Raw genomic sequence first — 21,033 nt, 5'->3', positions numbered from 1 at the left:
TAGTGTATACAGAAAGCAGTTTGGTTTTCTGAACACAAACAATGCACCAAATCTTAGGAAGAGCGTTTTTGAGTTAATTTTGCGGTTTTTCAGGAGTGTGTCCTTCTAAAACTGTCCGTTTGTGAACAGATACTGTTCGACCGTGAACAGATTCAAAACTGGAATTAATATGGGAAATAGACGTTGTTTAGGCTGAACTATATATCAGTTTTTCATCTGTCTTTTGGGTTGGTGCAAAAGACAGATGAAAAAATTATCAAAGAGGGTTAAATAAAGAAATCCTTCGTAAGTTCTTCTGGTTTCAAACCTGGAGTAACATTGTAGGATGACAGATCTGTAATTCCTTCAGAAGCCAGAATTTCATCATCAATAAAGAAATTACCTGTGGTTGTTTTATGATCTCTCCTTAGTATATAATACGCTGCATCTGCTAGTATTTCTGGCGTACGACTATGTTTAATCATCTCATCTCCTCCCAGAATGTTGGCTACAGCTGCAGTGGCAATGGCTGTTCGTGGCCATAATGCATTGAAGGCGACTTTGCCTTTAAATTCGCCCGCCATACCCAGTACGCACATACTCATTCCAAATTTAGCCATCGTATAGGCTACATGAGGTGCAAACCATCGGGTTTCCATACTCAGAGGAGGTGAAAGATTCAGCACATGTGGGTTTTCTGCCTTAAGAAGATGAGGCAGACATGTTTGAGAGCATAAGAATGTGCCTCGCGTATTAATCTGATGCATCAGGTCATATCGCTTCATATCTGTTTGCAGAGTACCTGTCAGATTAATGGCACTGGCATTATTAATTAGTATATCAATACCTCCAAATGTTTCCACTGCTTTTTCTACTGCCGTACGCACCTGATCTTCATAACGAATGTCTACTACAAGTGGCAATGCTTTCCCACCTGCTTTTTCCATATCTTCAGCGGCTGTATAAATGGTGCCTGGAAGTTTGGGATGAGGCTCTGTTGTTTTGGCTGCTATTACAATATTAGCACCTTCCTTTGCCAAACGTATTCCAATCGCGTGGCCAATACCCCTGCTGGCACCAGTAATGAAAACGGTTTTTCCTTGAAAAGACATAAGCTTTCTCAATAAGTTAGATCAATGAAGTATATCGTTATGTAGTAATAATGGTCATAGTATATATGCCATCTGTATACACAAGAAGAGAAGAAAAATTAATATAAGGAAGAATATATTGGATTTTTATACGATTGAATCTAACTAAAAACTAGTGGCGAAATTCATAGACAACTAACTTATTGCTATAAAGGTGTGTTGTACTCAGAGAAGGGAAACTTAAATAAAAGAAAAAGATCTATATACAGAAATAAAAAAGTGGAACCTGTAGCGTTCCACTTTTTTATTTTAAGGATTTAATTCCTCACTTTGTATAGATGGCAATAAGCCAAGTGACTGATAGGTAGTAGATAGTCTGTTTAACGTTTGTTCAAAAGAACTGAAATACAAACGTGAACTGTGTGAATATCCGGTATGGCAAATTAGTTGCCAGGTACTTTCGTCTGTCTCAGATTGTGGTGTACAAATTATCCAGAATGGATGTTGAAATAGGGTTAATGAACCTATCTTCTCACAACTGCTTCCCCCCCGGATCGCCCAGGAGCCCTGTGCTTCCGGATCACGCTGAGCGACCAGACCTGCATTGGCAATAAGCTGAAGACAATAGTTTATCTCTAAGATTTGCTCATTCTCTGTATCCATAAATATAAGCTTGTTATTATATATTGATGCCGGTCAAGCCCAATAGGTAAACGATTTTTATGAAGATAAAAAAAGAGAATGACAGTTACAAATGACTTTCACAAATTTGTGTCATGTAATTATCATACTGCGTTTTGAAATTATCCATTTATGCCTGCTGGATACTATAGAGGCCTGTCTGAGTATTTTCTGAATAAAATTGTGTTGAAAAATATTTTTAATTCAGATATCGAGTGCTGGGTTGAGGGACAGGCGGAGGTACCGGAGGAGGCATAGGCGGTGTAACAGGTGGGACTACAGGTGGCGGAATTTCCTGTGGCGGAGTAGTTACAGGAGGTTGGGGCGGCTCTATAGGTTTAGGCGTTTCTGGTTCAGTTGACATTAGGTCCCTTGAGTTAGTTTCCGATGTAAATATTGGACGTGAAAGAATATGTAGCATAAAAAAATAAAGTAATGAGATGAATTTTACTTTTACAGCTAAATAAACATGCCACATTGGCAGAGATCTTTTGAAAGGTATATGAAACCAAAAGAATAAAGAAAAAGTTGGTAATGTCCTCTTTTAGGATGTATTTTCATACACCAATATCTGTTTATCTGTGTCTTACATTTTTGCACAGATGTTCTATTCTGAAAATGGATCAAGTGAGAAATCTTATTTATTGTTACTATGTCAGAAAACAGGATTTCATCCAAGCAATTACAGATCATTATCATTATTGGACTGATGTATCTTTGTGGTCTATGCTTTTACGATTACATTGAGGAAAAACTTCAATGGTTTTCACCATCGGTAAATGCCAGTTATGAAGAAACTATAAATGATCACATCTCTAAGGTTATTGCCCGGAAAATTCCTGAACGCATTGATTTACCTTCTACAAAAGGAACATTTGTCTATAGTGATCTTTTAATCCAGCAAGAAACTCCAAACAAATACAGGATTGTTGTACCTGTTAAGTTTTATAAAGAGAATGATACTCTACAAAGAGAGTGTGTAGTTCAACTGGCGTATAAAGGAGGTGAGTTTGATGAAGATGATTCCTGGGATATAGTTGCTTTTACACTTTTGCGGGATAAGTAGTTTTTACATATTTTTTCTCTCTTAAACGCAAAAGAGAGTATATCCTTTGTTATAAGTTATATACAATATAGTGTATTTTTTGTCTCTCTATACCATTCTACTATAGGTCTAATCCATTTGAAAGCTACTGATTGTATAATGAAGGAAATATGAATGTTTGTAGTTTGTACAGGATTTACAGGAGACTACAGGAAAGTGAGCTTTATAAAAAATGTTACTTTTAATTCAGGCATTTGTTTATATTACTGGTAAGTAGTGTATACACCTTTATTTTTCGCCTAAATAGATACTGAATCCTGTTTTTCATACAGCGGATTGATGATTTACTGCCTTAAACAAGATTTGTTATAGGTACATACTATATCTGTTCTTTAGCCTGAAGTTTCGCTTGTTACAAAATCAATTATAAAGTCAGTACTCATATGTCTTTTTTGATTTTGGATTATTTGAATGTATTTATGGATTTAATAATTATATAAAGACTGTAAAATGATGTGGAAAACTACCAGTGCAGAATGCGGACATGTTTCTGAAATGAGCGAAATGGAACGCGCCAGATATTATTGGACAGCATTTAAGCAGGGCGATCAGAATGCCTATGCTATGCTATATAATATACATGCTGCCTTGCTATTACGCTATGGACGAAAAATCATTCATGACCGGGAAGTTGTAAAAGATTGTTTACACGATTTATTTGTTGAATTGTGGCGCAATAGACAGACAATAGGAAATCCTGAATCTGTTAAAAATTATCTGCTTAAATCCTTACGAACGAAACTATACAAAAAGCTGAAGGGCGATAAGTGGGTTGTGTCAGATGAATGGGAGGAGAATGATGATAGATTGCATGAAATTTCTCCGGAATATGCTATTATCCAGAGTCAATGGGCACTTGAACAAAAGCACTCCATTGATAATGCATTGAAGAAGCTTTCGAAAAGGCAAAGAGAGATCATCTTTCTGTTATTCTATGAAGATATGAGTCCTACTGAAGTCGCAACAGTGATGTCATTAACTATACGTACGATTTATAATACCACCTATAATGCTATTCAGGTTTTAAAGAAAAACATTTCAGTAGTAGAAGTAGCCTATATAGCCATTCTTACCCTGTTTATATAGTCTGTAAAATGAAATTAGACATGAAATAAAATTTTTTTAATTTTTTTTGGTAAAATATAAAGGCGTAAGGCTAATACCTGAAAACAAAATGTCTTTCTGATGGCTAAGCCTTACTCCAACTATACATTAGAAGATCTGATTGATAATCAATCTTTTCGGAAATGGGTGAAAGACCCGGATTCGGATCAGTCTGATTTTTGGCAGGAGTGGTTGTATCAATATCCGGAAAAGGCAGATCTGGTTGCTCAGGCAAGACAGATTCTGACAAATATGGATGAAGATATAGAGGATGATGATATGATAGATGTATGGGATCGAATTACCAAAACAAATAATGAGTATGAGCAGGGACTACAACATATAAATACACCTGTTTCCAATACATTCCCTATTTATTTTCAGTGGGCTGCTGTCATACTGGGGGTTATACTGACCAGCGCTTTGGTTTGGTATGGCTTGCAGGAAGAACAGATACACTATACAACTCATTATGGTGAGATAAAGACAGTTGTACTGCCTGATGGCTCAACTGTTCAGCTAAATTCAAATTCTTCAATTCGATATACAAAGAGGTGGAATAGTACGCAGATTAGAGAAATATGGCTTGAAGGAGAAGCCTTCTTTTCTGTTAGACATACTTCAATACATCAGCGTTTTCTGGTACATACCCCCCAGGTAACAGTAGAAGTACTAGGAACCCAGTTTGATGTAAATACCCGGCGTTCTACAGCCCGAATTGTGCTAAGCGAAGGAAAAATACAGTTAAATGATATTCAGAGACACAATGGTTCACTAGAGATGGCTCCTGGAGAGTTGGTGGAAGTAAATAAAGCCATTGATACATTGATCCGCAGACGAGTTGACCCTGATAATTACACTTCCTGGAAGCAGAATAAGCTAGTTTTTGAAGATATGGTTCTGAGTGAAGTAGCTACTGTACTGGAAGATAACTATGGATTTGAGTTCTATTTTAAGGATCAGGAGATTGCCAATTTTACATTTACTGGTTCTGTGAGCCGGGATAAAGTACCTCTTCTTTTTACCATTCTGGAAAAGACATTTCGTATTCACATCAATCAAAACGGAAATAAGGTGACGGTCAGTAAATGACCAGTTATATATCAGTAAGACTTTGATACCCTGCAGATAAATAGTCAATTAGTCTCTCATTTAATTAATAAAAAACAGACGCTTATGCAACACCTGTTACGACAATCCAGTGTGTGGCTCCTATTGGTACTGACAAGTGCCTCTTTTCTGGAAGTCACTGCTCAGTCACTTTTATTGGCTAGTAACAGCCAGTACCCAATTGCACTACAACAGAAGGAGGAAATGAGACCTCTTGCCAATGTACTGAAAGAATTAGAAGAGAAATATCACGTAACATTTAACTACAGCAGCCAGATTGTTAAAGATCGGCAGGTTCGTGTAAAACTTAACGATGTCAGTGTTCAGGAACTAGACAAAGTATTGTTCCAATTGCTGAAACCTTTGCATCTGGATTTTGAAAAAGTAAAAGACACCAATTATATTCTTTTTGAGAAAAAAGACGCTGTTGGTGATGGACATAATAGATCTGTAACTAATCTGGATGGGAAGGTATTACTTACCCACTCTCCTACGGAAGTACTACATATCAGAGAATCCTTATCTTCCGCTATTCGACCTGTAAATGTAGAATTTACTATTTCGGGTAGAATTACCTCAGATGAAGGAGAAGCTCTACCAGGAGTAAGTGTATCCTTAAAGGGAACACAAGTAGGTACGACTTCAAATGCAGAAGGCCGTTATTCACTTATTGCTCCGGATGCCAATGGAATACTGGTATTTTCATTTATTGGATATACAACAGAAGAAGTTGCTGTGGGTGGGCGATCAGTTGTAGATGTAAAGCTAATACCAGATATTGAGTCATTGAGTGAAGTAGTTGTAGTAGGATATGGAACTGTGAAAAAAAGTGATGTAACAGGTGCCTTATCTTCTGTTTCTGCAAAACAACTGGAAGCTGTACCGGTTCAGAACCTGTCTCAGGCGTTACAGGGACGTGCTGCAGGTGTAGATGTTGCTGCAGGTAGCTTCCGTCCTGGAGATGCACCTACTATTCGTATTCGGGGTAACAGATCCTTAAAAGCTACCAACAATCCTCTATATGTAGTAGATGGTATACCTCTTGCCGAAGGTTCAGGTATCAACGATTTTAACCCATCTGATATTGAGTCTGTAGAAGTACTGAAAGATGCTTCTGCTACTGCTATTTATGGTTCCCGGGGTGCTAATGGGGTAATTCTGGTGACTACCAAAAAAGGAAAACAAGGAAAAGCTAAAGTTGTATACGATGGCTATATAGGTTTCTCAAAACCTTTGGCTCAAATAGATATGATGACAGGATCTCAGTATGCTGAAATGAAACGGGAAGCATATCGTAATAATAGTACTAAGGGATATATTGCACCGTATGCCGATCCGGCTGGTGACTATACTTTATTTCAGCAAGATCCCAATATGTGGTCATCTATAGCACAGGCATATGACTGGGTGGATGAAGAAAATCGTGTACCGGTAATGCGACCTGTTACAGAGGAGGAACGGGCTACGTTTCAACAATATTATCAACAGGATTTAATTCGGTATGCAGGGAATGCTGCTGTGCTTGGAAAGCTGGTAGATCCTTCAACTATAACAGAAATACCCTCTTACCATCCGGAAAGAGTACGTAATACTGACTGGGCTTCACTGGTTTTACGTACAGGTATTAAACAAAATCATGCGCTCAATATCTCCGGAGGCTCTGAAAATTTAACTGTTAAATTTTCTGGCGGTTATTATAAAGAAGATGGTATCCAAAAAAACCAGGGATACACACGCTATTCTGCGGGGTTAGGTTTGGACTATAAAGCAACAAACTTTCTTCGTATTGGGGGTACTATGATGGCGAACCTGGCTGAACAGCAATATGGAGGAGGTAGTTCTTTATATACAAGAGCCATTGGGCAGGTTCCATTGGCTATACCCTATGATGCTAATGGAAATCTAATCAGACAACCTGGTGCAGATCCTTTGTTGTTTAACCCTTTGTTTGATATCCCAAATGCTATTGATAATCGCCGGATTACCCGTCTTTTTGGAAGCTTCTACGCAGACATTACTCTTGCAAAAGGATTACGATTCAGAATGAACTTTGGACCAGATTTCCGCCATAACAGACGGGGTCGTTATTTTGGCTCTCTTACCACAGAACGTAATCAAGGTACCTCTCAGGCATTTTACGACCAGGATCAACGATTTACCTATGTTTTGGAAAACCTGTTGTTTTATGACAAACAGATTAATGATAAACATTCTATTAGTATAACTTTACTACAAAGTGTTCAGAATGAGCGGTCTGAGGCGTCAGCAATCCAAGTGTCTGATTTGCCTTATGATGCTCAATGGTTCTACAATGTAGGATCATCCAATGCTGCCAGCCCGGATGCATACAGTTCTAACCTTACGTTAAGACGATTAATGTCATGGATGGGACGGATAAACTATACGTTGATGAATAAATACCTGTTGACTGTAACAGGTCGCTATGATGGTGCCTCTACACTTGCTGTTGGAAATAAATGGCACTTGTTCCCTTCTTTTGCTTTTGCATGGAAAGCTCATGAAGAATCCTTCCTGAAAAATATAACCATTCTGGATGAACTGAAACTGCGTATTGGGTATGGACGGACCGGAAACTCAGCAGTAAGTCCTTATAGTACATTGGGAGCTCTTGCCAAAACCAGATATGTATGGGGTAATAGCGCTGCATGGGGATATCGTCCCGATCTGATTGCCAATCCTGCTTTGAAATGGGAAGGTACTGCACAAATAGATGCTGGTATTGATTTTAGTTTATGGAATAGTCGTGTAAGTGGTAGTGTTGATTTCTATCGTGCGAACACATCTGACTTGATCATGGATCGGCAGATTCCTACTGCATCTGGTTTTGCTCTGATTCAGGAAAATGTGGGAGCAACACGAAATACAGGAGTAGAGGTTTCTTTATCTACAGTGAATATACAAACAGCAAGTGGCTTTAAATGGTCTACCGATTACATCTTTACAAAAAATAAAGAAGAGATTGTCTCATTGTATGGAGGCAAAAACGATGATATTGGTAACCGTTGGTTTATTGGGCAGCCTGTTACTGTGTTCTATGACTGGAAACCTATTGGTGTATGGCAGTCTAATGAGGTAGATGCCGCTAAGGAATATGGCAGGATTCCCGGCCAAGGAAAGATTGAAGATACCAATGGAGATAAGAAAATCAACTCTGATGACAGACAAATTATTGGTAATACTGTTCCAAAATGGACAGGTAGTTTAGTAAACCACTTCTCATACAAGGGGTTTGATCTTTCTGTTTTCTTATATGCTCGTTATGGACAAATGGTTGCCAGTGGATACTATCGTCCGGCACTGGCTGGTCGCTATCCTGAACCAGCTTTTATTAACTACTGGACACCTAATAACCCTAGCAATGAGTTTCCAAGGCCTAACCAGGACCAGGAAAGAATTGATTATCCAGAGTCTTATCTATATCGGGATGGATCATTCCTGAAAGTTCGTCAAGCTACTTTGTCTTATAATTTTCCAGCTAATTTAATTTCCCGGTTTAAAATAGAAAATTTGAATGTGTATGTGACTGCCTATAATCCATTCCTGTTTACCAAATACAAAGGCGGTGATCCTGAATTCTCAACTCCTGCTACAGATTCAAATGGAAACAGATTAGGGATCAATGATCAGTTATCAGGCAATACCCTGAGCGAAAAAAGCATAATATTTGGTATTCGACTTGGATTCTGATGCGATCGCTATTCCAATTGTAACTCATTAAATAGATAGTTAATACAACCGATCTGAAAATGAAAAAAATAATTATATCTCTTTTGACACTCAGCTTGTGTACTGTATCCTGTAAGGATTATCTGAATGAAAAGCTGATTTCTCAGGTGTCATACGATTATTATAAGAATGAAGCTGGTATTGAAGACTTGGTAGATGCCGCCTATAGCGAACTCCGTTTCCTATTTAATGGAGAGGTAAGTTTTACAATGACTAATTATGGCGTGGATGAATATCATCAGGCATCTGATGGACAGTTTAAACATTGGGATAACTATGGAGCTCAGTTAAATCCTTCTTCTGCAGGACATATTCATGACATGTGGACTGCTTACTATCGGGCTATTAATGAATGCAACTTGGGTATTGAATGGATTCCGGATATTCAGGGTGCAACAGGTATATTGAAAGATGATGCAGGTAAAGCGCAACGAATAGCAGAATTGAAGTTCCTGCGGGCATTTTATTATTTTATGCTTGTACAGCAGTTTGGACAAATACCTATTACGTTACAAGGATCAACTGAAGTACGCTTGGAGTTTTCAAGAGCTTCTGTAGCAGATGTATATAAAGTAATTCTTAATGATATGCGTGCTGCGGAGGAAATATTGCCTGTCTCCCAAACACAGGTTGGACGTGTTACCAAAGGGGCTGTAAGGCATTTTCTAGCTAAGGTATACCTGACTCGTGGAAGTGCTGTAACCGAAAATAGAGGCCAGTTGGAGACAGACATGGACAGTGCTATTTATTATGCCGAACAAGTGATTACTTCCGGAACTTATCAGTTACAGGATAACTATGCTGATCTTTGGAAAATTGAAAATGAAGCCAATAAAGAAGTAATCTTCGCCGCTCAGTTTAATAATAATGCTTTGCTGCTTAATGGTTCCGGCAATCGTACACACTTATATTATCAGATGGTATATGATACCAAACCGGGTATGCAGCGTGATATTAATTATGGACGTCCATTCAGACGCTTGATGCCTACTGATTATGCAATGGATATTTATGACAGAAAGAATGATTCCCGGTTCTACAAAAGCTTTCGTACTGCCTATTTGAGTAATAATTCCAATAGTATTCCCAAATGGACAGAGGCCAATGCTCCTAGTCCGGACTTGGTTGGAAAAGCTAAATTTAAGCTGGGTGATACTGCCATATTTGTGACAATGAATAAAAATGTATCTGATGCTGCAATTGCCAAAAAGCCATATTTATGGATTCCCCGAAATAAATTTTCCCGCCAGGAGTTTTTAACTCTGGTGAAACATATGGATCCTACCCGTCTGGATATCACTACCGAAACTTCAGGAAGAGATGGTGTTTATGCACGGTTGGGAGAAACTTATCTGATTGCAGCAGAGGCATATGGACGTAAAGAAAATTACAGTAAAGCAGTTGAATATATCAATGTGTTGCGTAAACGGGCTGCATACAAGCAGGGTGAAGCTAAACCTTCTCATTTCTGGATAGCAGAAGGTGGAACAATGGGAGATGTAAACAGTACAGAAAGTGCCATTTTGGTAACAGAAGATGCTTTTTCTACCAACAGTGCTTTTGAGCAATATCCTGCTTCTGCAACAACAACGAAGCAACGCTTTATCCATTTTATACTTAATGAGAGGACTCGTGAGCTTCTAGGTGAGTTTCATAGATGGTTTGATCTGGCCAGAACAGAAACGTTCTATGAGAGAGTTAAACAATTTAATCCAGACGCTACCGGTATACAGGAGTTTCATAAGTTAAGACCTATTCCTCAGGAACATATTGATCGGTTGTATAAGAATGGGGCTCCATTGACAGCAGAGGAAAGAAGGGTAGAGCAAAACCCAGGATATTAGTATCTACATAAAATCAGAATTGCTGAAAACGGGTGGACATTGTTCACCCGTTTTCTTTTTATTGGATATTTACAGCGAATAGTTGATGAATCATCCGGTTATGCCACAGAAAACACTATTTTTGCGGACTGAAAGCATTATACCTGATCTGGACATCTATTAAAACTCAGAATGACAAACCATACATCACCTATACAATTACTGACACCTGAATTATGGAAGGAATATGAATTGCTGGATAGCGGAGGTTTTGAAAAACTGGAGCGTTTTGGCAATTATATATTGTCTCGTCCGGAACCGCAGGCTGTATGGGATAAATCACTGACAACCGAAGAATGGGAGAAACGAGCTCTTGCTTTTTTTCGGAAAGAAAAGAATAATCCCGAAAAAGGACAGTGGGAATTGAAACGGGGTATGGTAGAACGTTGGTGGATGAATTATCAGACCCATGAGCTCAAGTTAACATTCAAGCTGGCTTTATCTTCCTTTAAGCATGTAGGCATATTTCCGGAGCAGGCTGTTAACTGGGATTATATTGCAGAAAAAGTGAAATCCTTAAAGAACAATAGTTCGCAAGTATCTGTCCTTAATTTGTTTGCTTATACAGGTGGTGCGTCACTAGCTGCCAAACAGGCTGGTGCTGATGTAACGCATGTAGATTCTGTAAAGCAGGTCATTAGCTGGTCCAGAGAGAATATGGAAGCAAGTAGTCTGGACAATATTCGCTGGATAGTAGAAGATGCTATGAAGTTTGTAAAGCGGGAAGTGCGACGGGGTAATCAGTATCAGGGCATTATTCTGGACCCACCTGCTTATGGACGTGGGGCAGATGGTGAAAAGTGGATACTGGAAGAACAAATCAATGAAATGCTTAAACTCTGCCAGCAGTTACTGGACCCGGAAAAACATTTTTTGATTCTGAATGTCTATTCCCTGGGATTTTCCTCTCTGATTGTTGATAATCTAATTCGGAGTAATTTTGGAACAGTACAAAATCCGGAAATGGGAGAGTTGTATCTGAATGACTCTTTTGATAAAAAGTTGCCTCTGGGCGTTTTTTACCGGTTTGCTACTGTATAATAGTTCTTTTGCTATCAGATAACTCCATTTATGTATACTTGTGCAATGAAATATACTCTACATATAAAATTAGTGAACTGTTTTTTATTGGTGGTTTTATATGTAACTACTATTGCCTGTAGTTCTAAACGGGATGATGAAACATTGCGCTTTTTTCATCTTGGCAATATTGAGATGAAGAAGGGGAATGATGTAGAGGCTATACGATATTACAATGAAGCTGTTCGTTTGGACCCTACCTATCCGGATGCATACAATAACAGAGGTATTGCCTATATTAAATATGGTGATTACCAAAAAGCTATCGCTGATTTTTCCAATGCTCTTCGTTTTGCATCTGATTACCATGAGGCCATGTTTAATCGTGCGCAGGCATATGACAAAGCTGGTCAACTGGACAATAGCCTGGCAGATCTGAATAAGCTTAGTGAGGTCTATAAAGATTCAGCGAAAGTTTTTTTGAGCAGGGGAGGTGTATTAGCTGCAAAGAATGACTTTGTAAAAGCATTGCCTGATTATAATCGGGCTATCCAGTTATCACCCAAACTAACAGAAGCATACGTAAATAGAGGAGTCGTTAACTATAATCTTCACTATTTCCCTGAAGCAGAAGCTGATTTTAAAAAGGCAATCGAACTGGATAATAAACAGGATTTTGCCTATAATAACCTGGCTCAGATATATATACGTAAACAAGACTATAAGCAGGCAAATGAGTTGCTGGAAAAGGCTATTACTCTAAGTCCTCATCAACCTTATTATTTAAATAACAGAGGTTTTGTGAAAATGCAGACAGGCTATATTGAAGAAGGCCTGGCCGATATAAAACAATCAATCCTGGCAAATCCTAAGAATGGATGGGCGTATCGTAATCTGGGTGTCTATTACATTCTGACAAAAAACTATGCTGATGCCTTAACTAATCTGCAGAAAGCTCAACAACTGACCAGCGGTATTGAACTTATTCATTACTACATAGGGCAAGCCTATAACGGACTCGGAAATAAAACGGAAGCTTGTAAAGAATGGGAATTATCAAAGAATCTGGGAGACACAGAGGCAGAGTCCGTTTTAAAAGCGAATTGTAGTTAGGAATTACTGCTTTCTTCCTGTTATATAATCTATTACTTCTGCTACTTCTTTTAGAAGTCCAATCTCAATTTCTTTGGAATTTTTTAGCAAGTCTGGATCAATCAACGCTCTGTAACGTTCTTCTTCGTCTAGTTCAAATATAACAGGGTACCCTGCGATTTCTACCTCAAATTTGTGGCCATAACCTGCTTTGAGCAGTTTTGCTGGAAAAGAAAAGTCCTCTCCTTTGTAGGTAACAGGTAACTCAAAAATTTCGTCCATAGTGGTCTGTATGCTATTGGGTTGTTAAACAAATTATATTTCAGATCTGCAAGATTACACAAAAAACAGAATATGTAACAAGTCTCCGTCCCTGTCGGAGAATATTTTTGCAGATATCGTGCGAAAGTTACGTAAGTGGTTGAGAATGAGTTCTGAGCGTAGTTTTGATATTTTTGGAGGTAGCTTGCAATTTTTGTATTTTTACGATATAGAAATCTATCCACGCTATTATGAAAACTATTTCAGAAACCATTGAAAAGCACCAACATATCTACTATAATCTGATTGATTCTGATATTCGTCTGGATAAAGAAATTTATTTGATGAAGAGGCGGATAGCTAAAATTGCTGTTGATGAAGTCAAATACCAGGCACGTCAACAGTTTCTGGATGCGTATCTGGCTGAGTTGAGAGAACGGGAAGAACTGTTTCAAGCAGAAGACAAGCCCGAAAAATATAAAAAGCGTACGCTGAAACAGCTCCAGCGGGAAATAGACAAAACCCGGGGACGATGGCATGCTAATCGCTGGCGTCTAAGTGTAGTCTATAAACGTAAGAGGAAGGACAATGTTGTCAAACTGCTTCTCAAAGAACTCAAACAAGCTGAGATTAAAGTACGGATTCAACATACTAAACGACTGATTCTACAATTGCAGGAATTAGAACAGGTTGAAAATAAGCTGGTTTATGAATTTGTTCAACGTGAGTTAGATAGAGCGGGTATTACTGTATTTACATCTGTGCATAATGCAGTTGAACAGCCTATAGAAGAAGTAATGAGATTGGAGGAAGATATTGATTCCCGAGTTATTCCTCTAATTCCTTCTAAAAATATCTTAGAGAATAGATTTAGTCACGACCTGGAATCAAAATATTATAAGTTTGGTTAAACACTTTCGTAAAAAAGTATACATATTCTTCCATTAGCTTTTAGTAAGAAGGTTTATATCTGAAAAGATGTTATTTTGACTAATTATTACCCCGTATAAGCCCTATCACAAATTTTGATTTTTATTCTTAGGTTTGTAATCTTTTGATAGGGATGTTTTAGTCATACTAATCTAATTCAAATATAGCTCATGTTATTAGCTGTTGATATTGGCAATTCCGATGTAGTAATAGGTGCTTGGGACATACAGCAATGGAAACAGATATGGAGAGTTCGGTCACTTCCTGGAGAAAATGCATTGTATTATCAAACCCGTTTGCGAAATTATTTTCTGGAAGCTGGCTTTCGGTTCAGCGACTTTGACCGGGTAATAGTAAGCAGTGTAGTGCCAGCATTGACAAGCTTATTTCGCGAATTACTTCAAGCATTGTTTGGATTCAAACCTGTTGTAGTAACGATAGATGCCTTTCCTTCATTACAGGTAAAGATAGATCGCCCGCACGAACTAGGCAGTGATTTATTTGCCAATGCCGTAGCCGTTTATACAAAATATCAGCAAAATTGTATTGTTGTTGATTTTGGAACCGCATTGACCTTTACTACGGTTTCTGCTAAAAGTGAATTGTTGGGTGTGGCAATTGCTCCGGGTTTAAAGACCGCCATGAAAGCACTTTCTGCGAATACTGCTCAATTGCCTGAAATCCCATTGATTTTACCGGCCTCTGCATTAGGAAAGAATACAGTACATGCCATACAGGCAGGTATTTTGTTAGGATACGTAGGATTGGTGGAGACTTTGTTAAATCAAATCAGAAAAGAACTTGGTGGAGAATGTGTAGTGGTGGCTACAGGAGGATTATCATCGATTATTCAACCCTTGCACTTACATTTTACAGAAGTGAATATGAACCTGACACTTGACGGGTTACGGATTATAGGTGAAAGTAAACTGTAAGTTAATAAAGAGTACTATATATTGATACTACTCTTTATAATACAAGCAGATTGCAACCTCGGATATCAGAGTTGTCAAAACGCCCTAATACCTGGAATGTATTGTCAGGATGTACAATCCCAATATCTTTTGTTTCAATAAATGCACAAGAATCTACATTGGCTAAATCTATGATATTGATACCGCCACTTCGTTGATTGGTATTTATAGAGAAGGGATCATTCACATCCCGTATCAGGATACGCATGGTAGGAGGCATTTGAAACACACCAGTTCCGAAAGAATAGGCTTGGGAGAGAAGTTCTGTCATTCCATATTCAGAATGAACATTAGGTAACAGAAATGCCTGTTTCAAAATTTCATGCACTTCTTCCCGCAGAAGTTCTTCCCGTCGTCCTTTCATACCTCCAGTTTCCATTACAACTACCTGACTCCAGTCTCTCCCGCCATAGTGTTCAGCAAGATCTAATAAGGCAAATGTGACACCAATGAGTAGTACTTTTTTGTTCTGTTGAACAAGTGTATCAATTTTTGAGACCAAGTCAGATTGATTGTGTAGAAAGAATCCTGATTCCGAAGAATGGCTTTCCCGAATAAAATGCTCAACCATATATACTAAAGAAGAACCTGTTCGTTCTAGGTAAGATGGAAGCAATGCCAGCACATGAAATTCAGACAGGGAACCATAGAGTTGTTCGAAAATATGCTGTGCAACCTTTTCGTAAAAAGAAGTGTCATATACATAATGACGGCTACGAACCTGACCAGTTGTTCCACTACTTTCAAATAGAACCTCTGGTTGTTGGTCTTGTACAGAAGCAATGGTATGAGATTTGAAAAATTCAATGGGCAAAAAGGGAATCTCATTCAGTGAAGAAATTTTTGCCGGATCAATCTTAAGGAATTCTAAATACTTTCGATAAATTTGATTAGCAGAAGCCTGAAAGTGAAATAACTCCAGTGCCTTCTCTTCGAACTGAAAAGACTCAAAAAGAGATTTTTTAAATGATAGAATAAATTGTTGATTCACTACTGAAAAGGGCTTTCTTCAACCTAACAAAAATATGAGTAAAAATAGTTTAACTACAGCATTTGTATTAACTCTGGCCGTTTTATTTTTTAGTGCCTGTGATGAGATCATTCCAAAGTTTAGCGATACTCCAAAAATCACCTTTGATAAGGTTGATGTAAGGCAAGATCCGAACTCTAGACGTGACACTCTTCGAATCTCTGTAACGTTTCAAGATGGAGATGGTGACCTAGGTCGGGAAACTACTACTGATACTTCAAAGTGGAACTTCTTTTTAACACCCTATAAAAAGTTTAGAGGAGAATTTGTGCCAGTTATACTAGATCCAACGAGTAAGAATGACATTACACGGGGATATGTCCCTGTTTTAAAAGAAGATGGACGTAAAGGCCCTATAGAAGGTACACTAACACGGATAATTTATCCTATTACCCAAGTTGAAGAGTTTCCTCTAACTCCAGAAGACTCAATGAAATTCTTATTTAACGATATTGTAAAGTTTAAAATTCAAATTAAGGATGAAGCTGGTCATTTTAGTAATGAAGTAGAGAGCGGAGAGGTGCAAATCTTGAAACCACGTTAGTATTAAGGTCCTATATACACAAAAAGGTCAGTTTTAACTGACCTTTTTGTGTATATAGGGTGTTCATGCTTATTGATACAAAGCAGGAAAACGTTTAGGATCTACATCGTGCATTATTTCATAAGCCATATCAAATACCATTTCAATATTAGGCTTGGAGAAATAGTCACCGTCAGTTGTGTAAGCTGGACGGTGAGGTTGAGCTGCTATGGTCTTAGGAGCTGAGTCAAGCCAACGATACGCATTTTGACCTACCAGTACCTGATCCATCATAAAGGCAGAAGCTCCCCCAGGTACATCTTCATCTGCAAATATAACCCGGTTGGTTTTCTGAACAGATTGAAGAATAATCTTGTGGATGTCAAATGGCAGTAGAGTTTGCACATCAATGACCTCTACATCAATACCTACTGTATCAAAAAGCTGACGGGCAGCCTCCAATACAATCCGACACATAGCTCCATAGGTAACAATGGTAATATCTGATCCTTTGCGAAGGATTTCCGGTACACCAACAGGCACACAGATCTCATCAATATTTTCAGGCATACGTTCTTTCAGACGATACGCATTCAACGGTTCTACAACCAATGCTGGTTCATCAGATTTGAGTATGGTATTGTAGAATCCGGATGCTTGGGTGAAATTACGTGGTACAATTACATTCAATCCACGCAAGCTACTTAGAATAAGGCTCATAGGAGATCCGGAGTGAAATACCCCTTCCAGTCTGTGACCACGGGTACGAATAATTACAGGTGCTTTTTGTCCACCCTTGGTCCGGTAATGCAAAGATGCCAGGTCATCAGAAAGAGTCTGAATTGCAAAAGGAATATAATCAACATATTGAATCTCAGTGATTGGACGAAGCCCTCGTAGTGCCGCTCCAATACCCTGTCCAATAATAGTTGTTTCACGAATGCCCGTATCTGTTACTCTGAGTTCACCATGTTTTTTCTGCAGACCGGAAAATCCCTGATTTACATCTCCGATCATCCCTACGTCTTCTCCAATGGCAAATACGCGTGAATCACGTGTTAGAATAGCATCAAAACAAGCCCGTATAATCTGCCATCCGTCCATAAGCGGACTGGTTTCTGTATATACTGGTTTTACTTCTGCAATTTTGATTGCTGCTTCATCTGAATGGCTATACAGATGGGAGTTATAACGTTCTGCATTCTCCTGTTCTGTACGTTGCAGCCAGGCTATTAATTGAGTACGGGAAGGTACAAAATCATCTTTAAGTAGTCGTAGTGCCTTCTTAATAGTGGCTGTTGCATCACTGCGGATGGGATTGAGCGTTTTGGCAAGTGATTCCCGTAATGCCAGTATTTCTGCGGCACGTCTGCTTTCATGTGCTGCTTTCTCTAACAGGCGAAGTGCTTCTTCATAATCTGGTTTCATAGAAGCTACAAATGCTTCCCATGTCTCACTTCTGACTTGTTTTAAATATTCTTTTGCCTGATTTTCTATTTCCTGCAATTCATATTCAGATGCAATATCATTGGAAATAATCCATTCCCGCATCTTACGAATACAGTCATATTCTGTTTCCCATGCAAGTCTTTCTTTTGTTTTATATCTTTCGTGTGAGCCTGAAGTAGAGTGACCCTGAGGTTGAGTCATCTCAGCTACGTGTAGCAGAACAGGTACATGTTCTTTACGGGAAAGTTCGGCAGCTGACAGATATGCATCCAACAAAGCAGGATAATCCCAGCCATTTACCCGTATGATTTCCAGACCTGGCTCTGTTTCTGTACGTTGAAAGCCTGACATTAGCTTGCTAATCTCTTCTTTCGTAATCTGATAGGCGTTAGGCACAGAAATACCATATCCATCATCCCAAACAGATACCAGCATAGGGACCTGTAACACCCCTGCTGCATTCATCGTTTCCCAAAATACCCCTTCTGCTGTAGCACCATTGCCAATTGTACCAAAAGCTACCTCATTACCTTGAATAGAGAAATTTGTCAAATGTTGCAGATCCGGATTTTGCCTATAAAGTTTGGACGCATAGGCTAGTCCCAGAAGGCGCGGCATTTGTGCGCCTGTAGGAGATATATCAGAGCTTGAGTTTCGTATTTCAAGTAAATTTTTCCAGCTACCGTCAGCATGGAGAGATCGGGTTGCAAAGTGGCCATTCATCATCCTGCCAGCCGACGACGGTTCCGCCTCAACATCTGTATGGGCGTATAACTGTGCAAAGTATTCATGCCAGGTAAGCTCACCAATTGCTATCATAAAAGTCTGATCGCGATAATAACCTGACCTCCAGTCTCCTTTCTGAAAAGCTCGCGCCATGGTTAATTGCGCGATTTCTTTGCCATCGCCAAAGATGCCGAACTTGGCTTTGCCTGCGAATACTTCTTTTCTACCAAGTAAACTGGCCTGACGACTTTCACACGCAAGACGATAGTCGCGTAGAATGTCTTCTTTTGTTAGTCCTGACACTGATGATAATTCTTTAGTGATCACTTTACAATCCGGTTTTAATTTTGTTGATTAATAATAGTAATGTTGCTCCCTTGGACTGATTTTCTCACTTTGTGGCCTTTCTTTCTGCAATGTGCTTTAAAATGAAGCAGATTGCAGAATTATAGTAAAACAGCAGGTAAGAGTTTGTTTATCAACAGAGAATCTGGATAAATCCAAAGAGAATCGTATTTTGAACAAGCATAAAACCTGCACTTATGCTTCAAAAATAACCAAAAACTAACACCAGTCAAAAAACACTGAATTCCATAAAACCACAACATTACTTACGTAGATCCGTTTCCTAATATAAAAGCCATATATTTGTAAATGATTTAACAGAATTATCCAAATATTTAATCGTATAGGATTATGAAGGTAAAATTTTTAACTTTATTTATTCTCTTTGTTTCTGTTCTGCTAAAAACACAGGCTCAAGGCATTATAAAGTTTGTGAAAGAAGTACATGATTTCAGCACTGTAACAGAAGGCAAAGTTGCTACCCATGATTTTGAGTTCACCAATGATGGCAATGCACCTATTATAATTTCCAATGTAACTGCTTCCTGCGGTTGTACCACTCCATTCTGGACACATGAACCTGTGTTGCCTGGAAAAAAAGGAAAGATATCTGCTTCCTATAATAGTAATGGCCGGCCAGGTGCTTTTACCAAAACGATCACAGTGACCAGTAATGCCAGCAATGCCTCACTGGTATTAACTATCAAAGGAACAGTAGTTCCTAAACCAAAAGCAAGTCCTGAAGAACTAGCCAATTCACCAGTGATGAAACTGGAAACAGAAGGACATAACTTTGGAAAGATTGAGAAAGCACAAACTGTAGTTAAGTCATTTACATTTACTAATACAGGCAAAACAGATTTATACATTAAGAATGTAGCCAGCACATGTGGTTGTGTAACTTTTAAAGGACCAGCTTCAGGTATAAAATCTGGAGAGAAGGGAACTCTGGAATTGCGTTATGCTCCTCGTACACTAAATCAACAAAACGAACGGGTAACTATAACTACAAATGATCTGAATAACCCTACCCGGGTGATTATGCTGCAGGCAACCGTTGTAGAAAGTCTGGCACAACAAAATCTATTACGAGAACAGAAACGTGCTGTTCCTTTCTAGTTGAAAAAGAAATAGTTATGAAAGCCTTGTCAGATAATAGACAAGGTTTTTTTATTTTATGTGGATCTGTTTTATATACGAATTGGATTTTTTTGGCGTTTGAATAGTAGTTTCCTGACATACTATTGTCATACACGCAATAGCCCTAATCTCAGATCCTATAGCAAGTCCTACTTTTACTTTCTGTTATAACTTACCATTAACTATCCAGATGTAGCACGTATACACATTCCAATGTGTGGAATGAATTTGGTTTCACATTAAATGCTACCGTAAGATGAAAACTGCAGTAAATTGCTTGTGGATTGTTGTGCTTATTAGTGTAAGCAGCTGTGCTTCACTTTCTGTTCGTTCTGATTATGATCGTCAGGCAAATTTCAGGCGTTATACTACCTATACCATTGAAAGTCCTCCGGTAATTGGTAATGATCCTATTATGGGAAGTGAACTGAACCGACGTCGTATTGTTGAGGCTGTAGAAAACGAGATGAATGCCCGTGGGTATGTTCGAAATGATGCGGATGCTGACTTGATGGTACGATTTCAGACAGATTCTAAAGACCGCCAGCAGATACAATCCAATATGGCAAGCCCTATGTGGGGATGGTGGGGGCAACCCAACAATATTTCGTCCCGTACCTATGAAGAGAACCGGATCATTATAGGTGTATGGGATAAGCAGAACCGGCAGATGATATGGCAGGGATGGGCCAGCGGGCAGTTCACTGCTCAGCGTAAAGAAAAGAATATGGACGCAGCTATCCGAAATGCCGTATATCGCATTATGGAACAGTATCCGGCAAAAGAAAGACTGGCAATGAACCGTTCCAATCCCAAGTAATTTCTGCGACCAGCCTGTACTAA

At 38.8% G+C, this 21,033-nt stretch carries 18 protein-coding genes; 12 read left to right on the top strand and 6 right to left on the bottom strand.

Translation table 11 applies throughout. From position 1 onward, the window contains the following. Nucleotides 1-266: 266 nt before the first annotated feature. The 3 genes from QNI22_RS12485 to QNI22_RS12475 all read right to left on the bottom strand — a co-directional run bounded on the left by QNI22_RS12485 (nucleotide 267) and on the right by QNI22_RS12475 (nucleotide 2,115). Nucleotides 267-1,091 carry an SDR family oxidoreductase gene (locus tag QNI22_RS12485; protein WP_314510962.1) on the bottom strand — a complete coding sequence of 275 codons (825 nt, stop codon included), beginning with the start codon at nucleotides 1,089-1,091 and terminating at the stop codon, nucleotides 267-269. A 288-nt stretch (nucleotides 1,092-1,379) separates the two neighbouring features. Then, complete coding sequence (locus QNI22_RS12480) at nucleotides 1,380-1,733, bottom strand: hypothetical protein (protein WP_313976006.1); 354 nt, start codon at nucleotides 1,731-1,733, stop codon at nucleotides 1,380-1,382. Nucleotides 1,734-1,950: 217 nt separating this feature from the next. Continuing rightward, on the bottom strand, nucleotides 1,951-2,115 hold the full coding sequence (locus QNI22_RS12475; RefSeq protein WP_314510961.1) for a hypothetical protein: 165 nt from the start codon (nucleotides 2,113-2,115) through the stop codon (nucleotides 1,951-1,953). A 288-nt stretch (nucleotides 2,116-2,403) separates the two neighbouring features. Between QNI22_RS12475 and QNI22_RS12470 the strand changes: the two genes are divergently transcribed. The 7 genes from QNI22_RS12470 to QNI22_RS12440 all read left to right on the top strand — a co-directional run bounded on the left by QNI22_RS12470 (nucleotide 2,404) and on the right by QNI22_RS12440 (nucleotide 12,833). Beyond that, the gene (locus QNI22_RS12470) at nucleotides 2,404-2,817 is read left to right on the top strand and encodes a hypothetical protein (RefSeq protein WP_314510960.1); all 414 of its coding nucleotides are present in this window, start codon (nucleotides 2,404-2,406) and stop codon (nucleotides 2,815-2,817) included. Nucleotides 2,818-3,306: 489 nt separating this feature from the next. Next, on the top strand, nucleotides 3,307-3,942 hold the full coding sequence (locus tag QNI22_RS12465) for an RNA polymerase sigma factor (protein WP_314510959.1): 636 nt from the start codon (nucleotides 3,307-3,309) through the stop codon (nucleotides 3,940-3,942). A 99-nt stretch (nucleotides 3,943-4,041) separates the two neighbouring features. Further along, nucleotides 4,042-5,052: a FecR family protein gene (locus tag QNI22_RS12460; protein ID WP_314510958.1), complete on the top strand. Its 1,011-nt coding sequence runs from the start codon at nucleotides 4,042-4,044 to the stop codon at nucleotides 5,050-5,052. A gap of 84 nt (nucleotides 5,053-5,136) precedes the next feature. Further along, nucleotides 5,137-8,778, top strand: a complete 3,642-nt coding sequence (locus QNI22_RS12455) for a SusC/RagA family TonB-linked outer membrane protein (protein ID WP_314510957.1) — start codon at nucleotides 5,137-5,139, stop codon at nucleotides 8,776-8,778. Between the two features lie 59 nt (nucleotides 8,779-8,837). Continuing rightward, complete coding sequence (locus QNI22_RS12450; RefSeq protein WP_314510956.1) at nucleotides 8,838-10,661, top strand: RagB/SusD family nutrient uptake outer membrane protein; 1,824 nt, start codon at nucleotides 8,838-8,840, stop codon at nucleotides 10,659-10,661. A gap of 171 nt (nucleotides 10,662-10,832) precedes the next feature. Continuing rightward, the gene (locus QNI22_RS12445; protein WP_314510955.1) at nucleotides 10,833-11,741 is read left to right on the top strand and encodes a class I SAM-dependent methyltransferase; all 909 of its coding nucleotides are present in this window, start codon (nucleotides 10,833-10,835) and stop codon (nucleotides 11,739-11,741) included. Between the two features lie 45 nt (nucleotides 11,742-11,786). Continuing rightward, nucleotides 11,787-12,833 carry a tetratricopeptide repeat protein gene (locus QNI22_RS12440; protein ID WP_314510954.1) on the top strand — a complete coding sequence of 349 codons (1,047 nt, stop codon included), beginning with the start codon at nucleotides 11,787-11,789 and terminating at the stop codon, nucleotides 12,831-12,833. 3 nt (nucleotides 12,834-12,836) lie between these two features. On the opposite strand, the gene QNI22_RS12435 is transcribed toward QNI22_RS12440, so the two are convergent. Then, nucleotides 12,837-13,094 carry a hypothetical protein gene (locus QNI22_RS12435; RefSeq protein WP_314510953.1) on the bottom strand — a complete coding sequence of 86 codons (258 nt, stop codon included), beginning with the start codon at nucleotides 13,092-13,094 and terminating at the stop codon, nucleotides 12,837-12,839. A 230-nt stretch (nucleotides 13,095-13,324) separates the two neighbouring features. Between QNI22_RS12435 and QNI22_RS12430 the strand changes: the two genes are divergently transcribed. Then, nucleotides 13,325-13,984, top strand: a complete 660-nt coding sequence (locus tag QNI22_RS12430; protein ID WP_314510952.1) for a hypothetical protein — start codon at nucleotides 13,325-13,327, stop codon at nucleotides 13,982-13,984. A gap of 189 nt (nucleotides 13,985-14,173) precedes the next feature. Then, nucleotides 14,174-14,938: a type III pantothenate kinase gene (locus QNI22_RS12425; RefSeq protein ID WP_314510951.1), complete on the top strand. Its 765-nt coding sequence runs from the start codon at nucleotides 14,174-14,176 to the stop codon at nucleotides 14,936-14,938. Nucleotides 14,939-14,972: 34 nt separating this feature from the next. On the opposite strand, the gene QNI22_RS12420 is transcribed toward QNI22_RS12425, so the two are convergent. Next, on the bottom strand, nucleotides 14,973-15,968 hold the full coding sequence (locus tag QNI22_RS12420) for a LuxE/PaaK family acyltransferase (protein ID WP_314510950.1): 996 nt from the start codon (nucleotides 15,966-15,968) through the stop codon (nucleotides 14,973-14,975). A gap of 34 nt (nucleotides 15,969-16,002) precedes the next feature. Between QNI22_RS12420 and QNI22_RS12415 the strand changes: the two genes are divergently transcribed. Further along, nucleotides 16,003-16,551, top strand: a complete 549-nt coding sequence (locus QNI22_RS12415; protein WP_314510949.1) for a hypothetical protein — start codon at nucleotides 16,003-16,005, stop codon at nucleotides 16,549-16,551. Between the two features lie 69 nt (nucleotides 16,552-16,620). On the opposite strand, the gene QNI22_RS12410 is transcribed toward QNI22_RS12415, so the two are convergent. Beyond that, on the bottom strand, nucleotides 16,621-19,032 hold the full coding sequence (locus tag QNI22_RS12410; RefSeq protein ID WP_314510948.1) for an alpha-ketoacid dehydrogenase subunit alpha/beta: 2,412 nt from the start codon (nucleotides 19,030-19,032) through the stop codon (nucleotides 16,621-16,623). A 369-nt stretch (nucleotides 19,033-19,401) separates the two neighbouring features. On the opposite strand from QNI22_RS12410, the gene QNI22_RS12405 reads away from it, so the two are divergent. Then, on the top strand, nucleotides 19,402-20,169 hold the full coding sequence (locus QNI22_RS12405) for a DUF1573 domain-containing protein (protein WP_314510947.1): 768 nt from the start codon (nucleotides 19,402-19,404) through the stop codon (nucleotides 20,167-20,169). A gap of 277 nt (nucleotides 20,170-20,446) precedes the next feature. Beyond that, nucleotides 20,447-21,010 carry a DUF4136 domain-containing protein gene (locus tag QNI22_RS12400; protein ID WP_314510946.1) on the top strand — a complete coding sequence of 188 codons (564 nt, stop codon included), beginning with the start codon at nucleotides 20,447-20,449 and terminating at the stop codon, nucleotides 21,008-21,010. Nucleotides 21,011-21,033: the final 23 nt, after the last annotated feature.

Source organism: Xanthocytophaga agilis (genome assembly GCF_030068605.1).
Classification (GTDB): domain Bacteria; phylum Bacteroidota; class Bacteroidia; order Cytophagales; family 172606-1; genus Xanthocytophaga; species Xanthocytophaga agilis.
Note: the sequence above shows the minus strand (reverse complement) of the source record. Positions and strands in the feature narration are given on the sequence as shown.

What these genes read in the sequence shown, in the direction of transcription:
- QNI22_RS12485 (WP_314510962.1), bottom strand. Translation starts at nt 1,091, where the DNA reads ATGTCTTTTCAAGGAAAAACCGTTTTCATTACTGGTGCCAGCAGGGGT.
- QNI22_RS12480 (WP_313976006.1), bottom strand. Translation starts at nt 1,733, where the DNA reads ATGGATACAGAGAATGAGCAAATCTTAGAGATAAACTATTGTCTTCAG.
- QNI22_RS12475 (WP_314510961.1), bottom strand. Translation starts at nt 2,115, where the DNA reads ATGTCAACTGAACCAGAAACGCCTAAACCTATAGAGCCGCCCCAACCT.
- QNI22_RS12470 (WP_314510960.1), top strand. Translation starts at nt 2,404, where the DNA reads ATGTCAGAAAACAGGATTTCATCCAAGCAATTACAGATCATTATCATT.
- QNI22_RS12465 (WP_314510959.1), top strand. Translation starts at nt 3,307, where the DNA reads ATGATGTGGAAAACTACCAGTGCAGAATGCGGACATGTTTCTGAAATG.
- QNI22_RS12460 (WP_314510958.1), top strand. Translation starts at nt 4,042, where the DNA reads ATGGCTAAGCCTTACTCCAACTATACATTAGAAGATCTGATTGATAAT.
- QNI22_RS12455 (WP_314510957.1), top strand. Translation starts at nt 5,137, where the DNA reads ATGCAACACCTGTTACGACAATCCAGTGTGTGGCTCCTATTGGTACTG.
- QNI22_RS12450 (WP_314510956.1), top strand. Translation starts at nt 8,838, where the DNA reads ATGAAAAAAATAATTATATCTCTTTTGACACTCAGCTTGTGTACTGTA.
- QNI22_RS12445 (WP_314510955.1), top strand. Translation starts at nt 10,833, where the DNA reads ATGACAAACCATACATCACCTATACAATTACTGACACCTGAATTATGG.
- QNI22_RS12440 (WP_314510954.1), top strand. Translation starts at nt 11,787, where the DNA reads ATGAAATATACTCTACATATAAAATTAGTGAACTGTTTTTTATTGGTG.
- QNI22_RS12435 (WP_314510953.1), bottom strand. Translation starts at nt 13,094, where the DNA reads ATGGACGAAATTTTTGAGTTACCTGTTACCTACAAAGGAGAGGACTTT.
- QNI22_RS12430 (WP_314510952.1), top strand. Translation starts at nt 13,325, where the DNA reads ATGAAAACTATTTCAGAAACCATTGAAAAGCACCAACATATCTACTAT.
- QNI22_RS12425 (WP_314510951.1), top strand. Translation starts at nt 14,174, where the DNA reads ATGTTATTAGCTGTTGATATTGGCAATTCCGATGTAGTAATAGGTGCT.
- QNI22_RS12415 (WP_314510949.1), top strand. Translation starts at nt 16,003, where the DNA reads ATGAGTAAAAATAGTTTAACTACAGCATTTGTATTAACTCTGGCCGTT.
- QNI22_RS12405 (WP_314510947.1), top strand. Translation starts at nt 19,402, where the DNA reads ATGAAGGTAAAATTTTTAACTTTATTTATTCTCTTTGTTTCTGTTCTG.
- QNI22_RS12400 (WP_314510946.1), top strand. Translation starts at nt 20,447, where the DNA reads ATGAAAACTGCAGTAAATTGCTTGTGGATTGTTGTGCTTATTAGTGTA.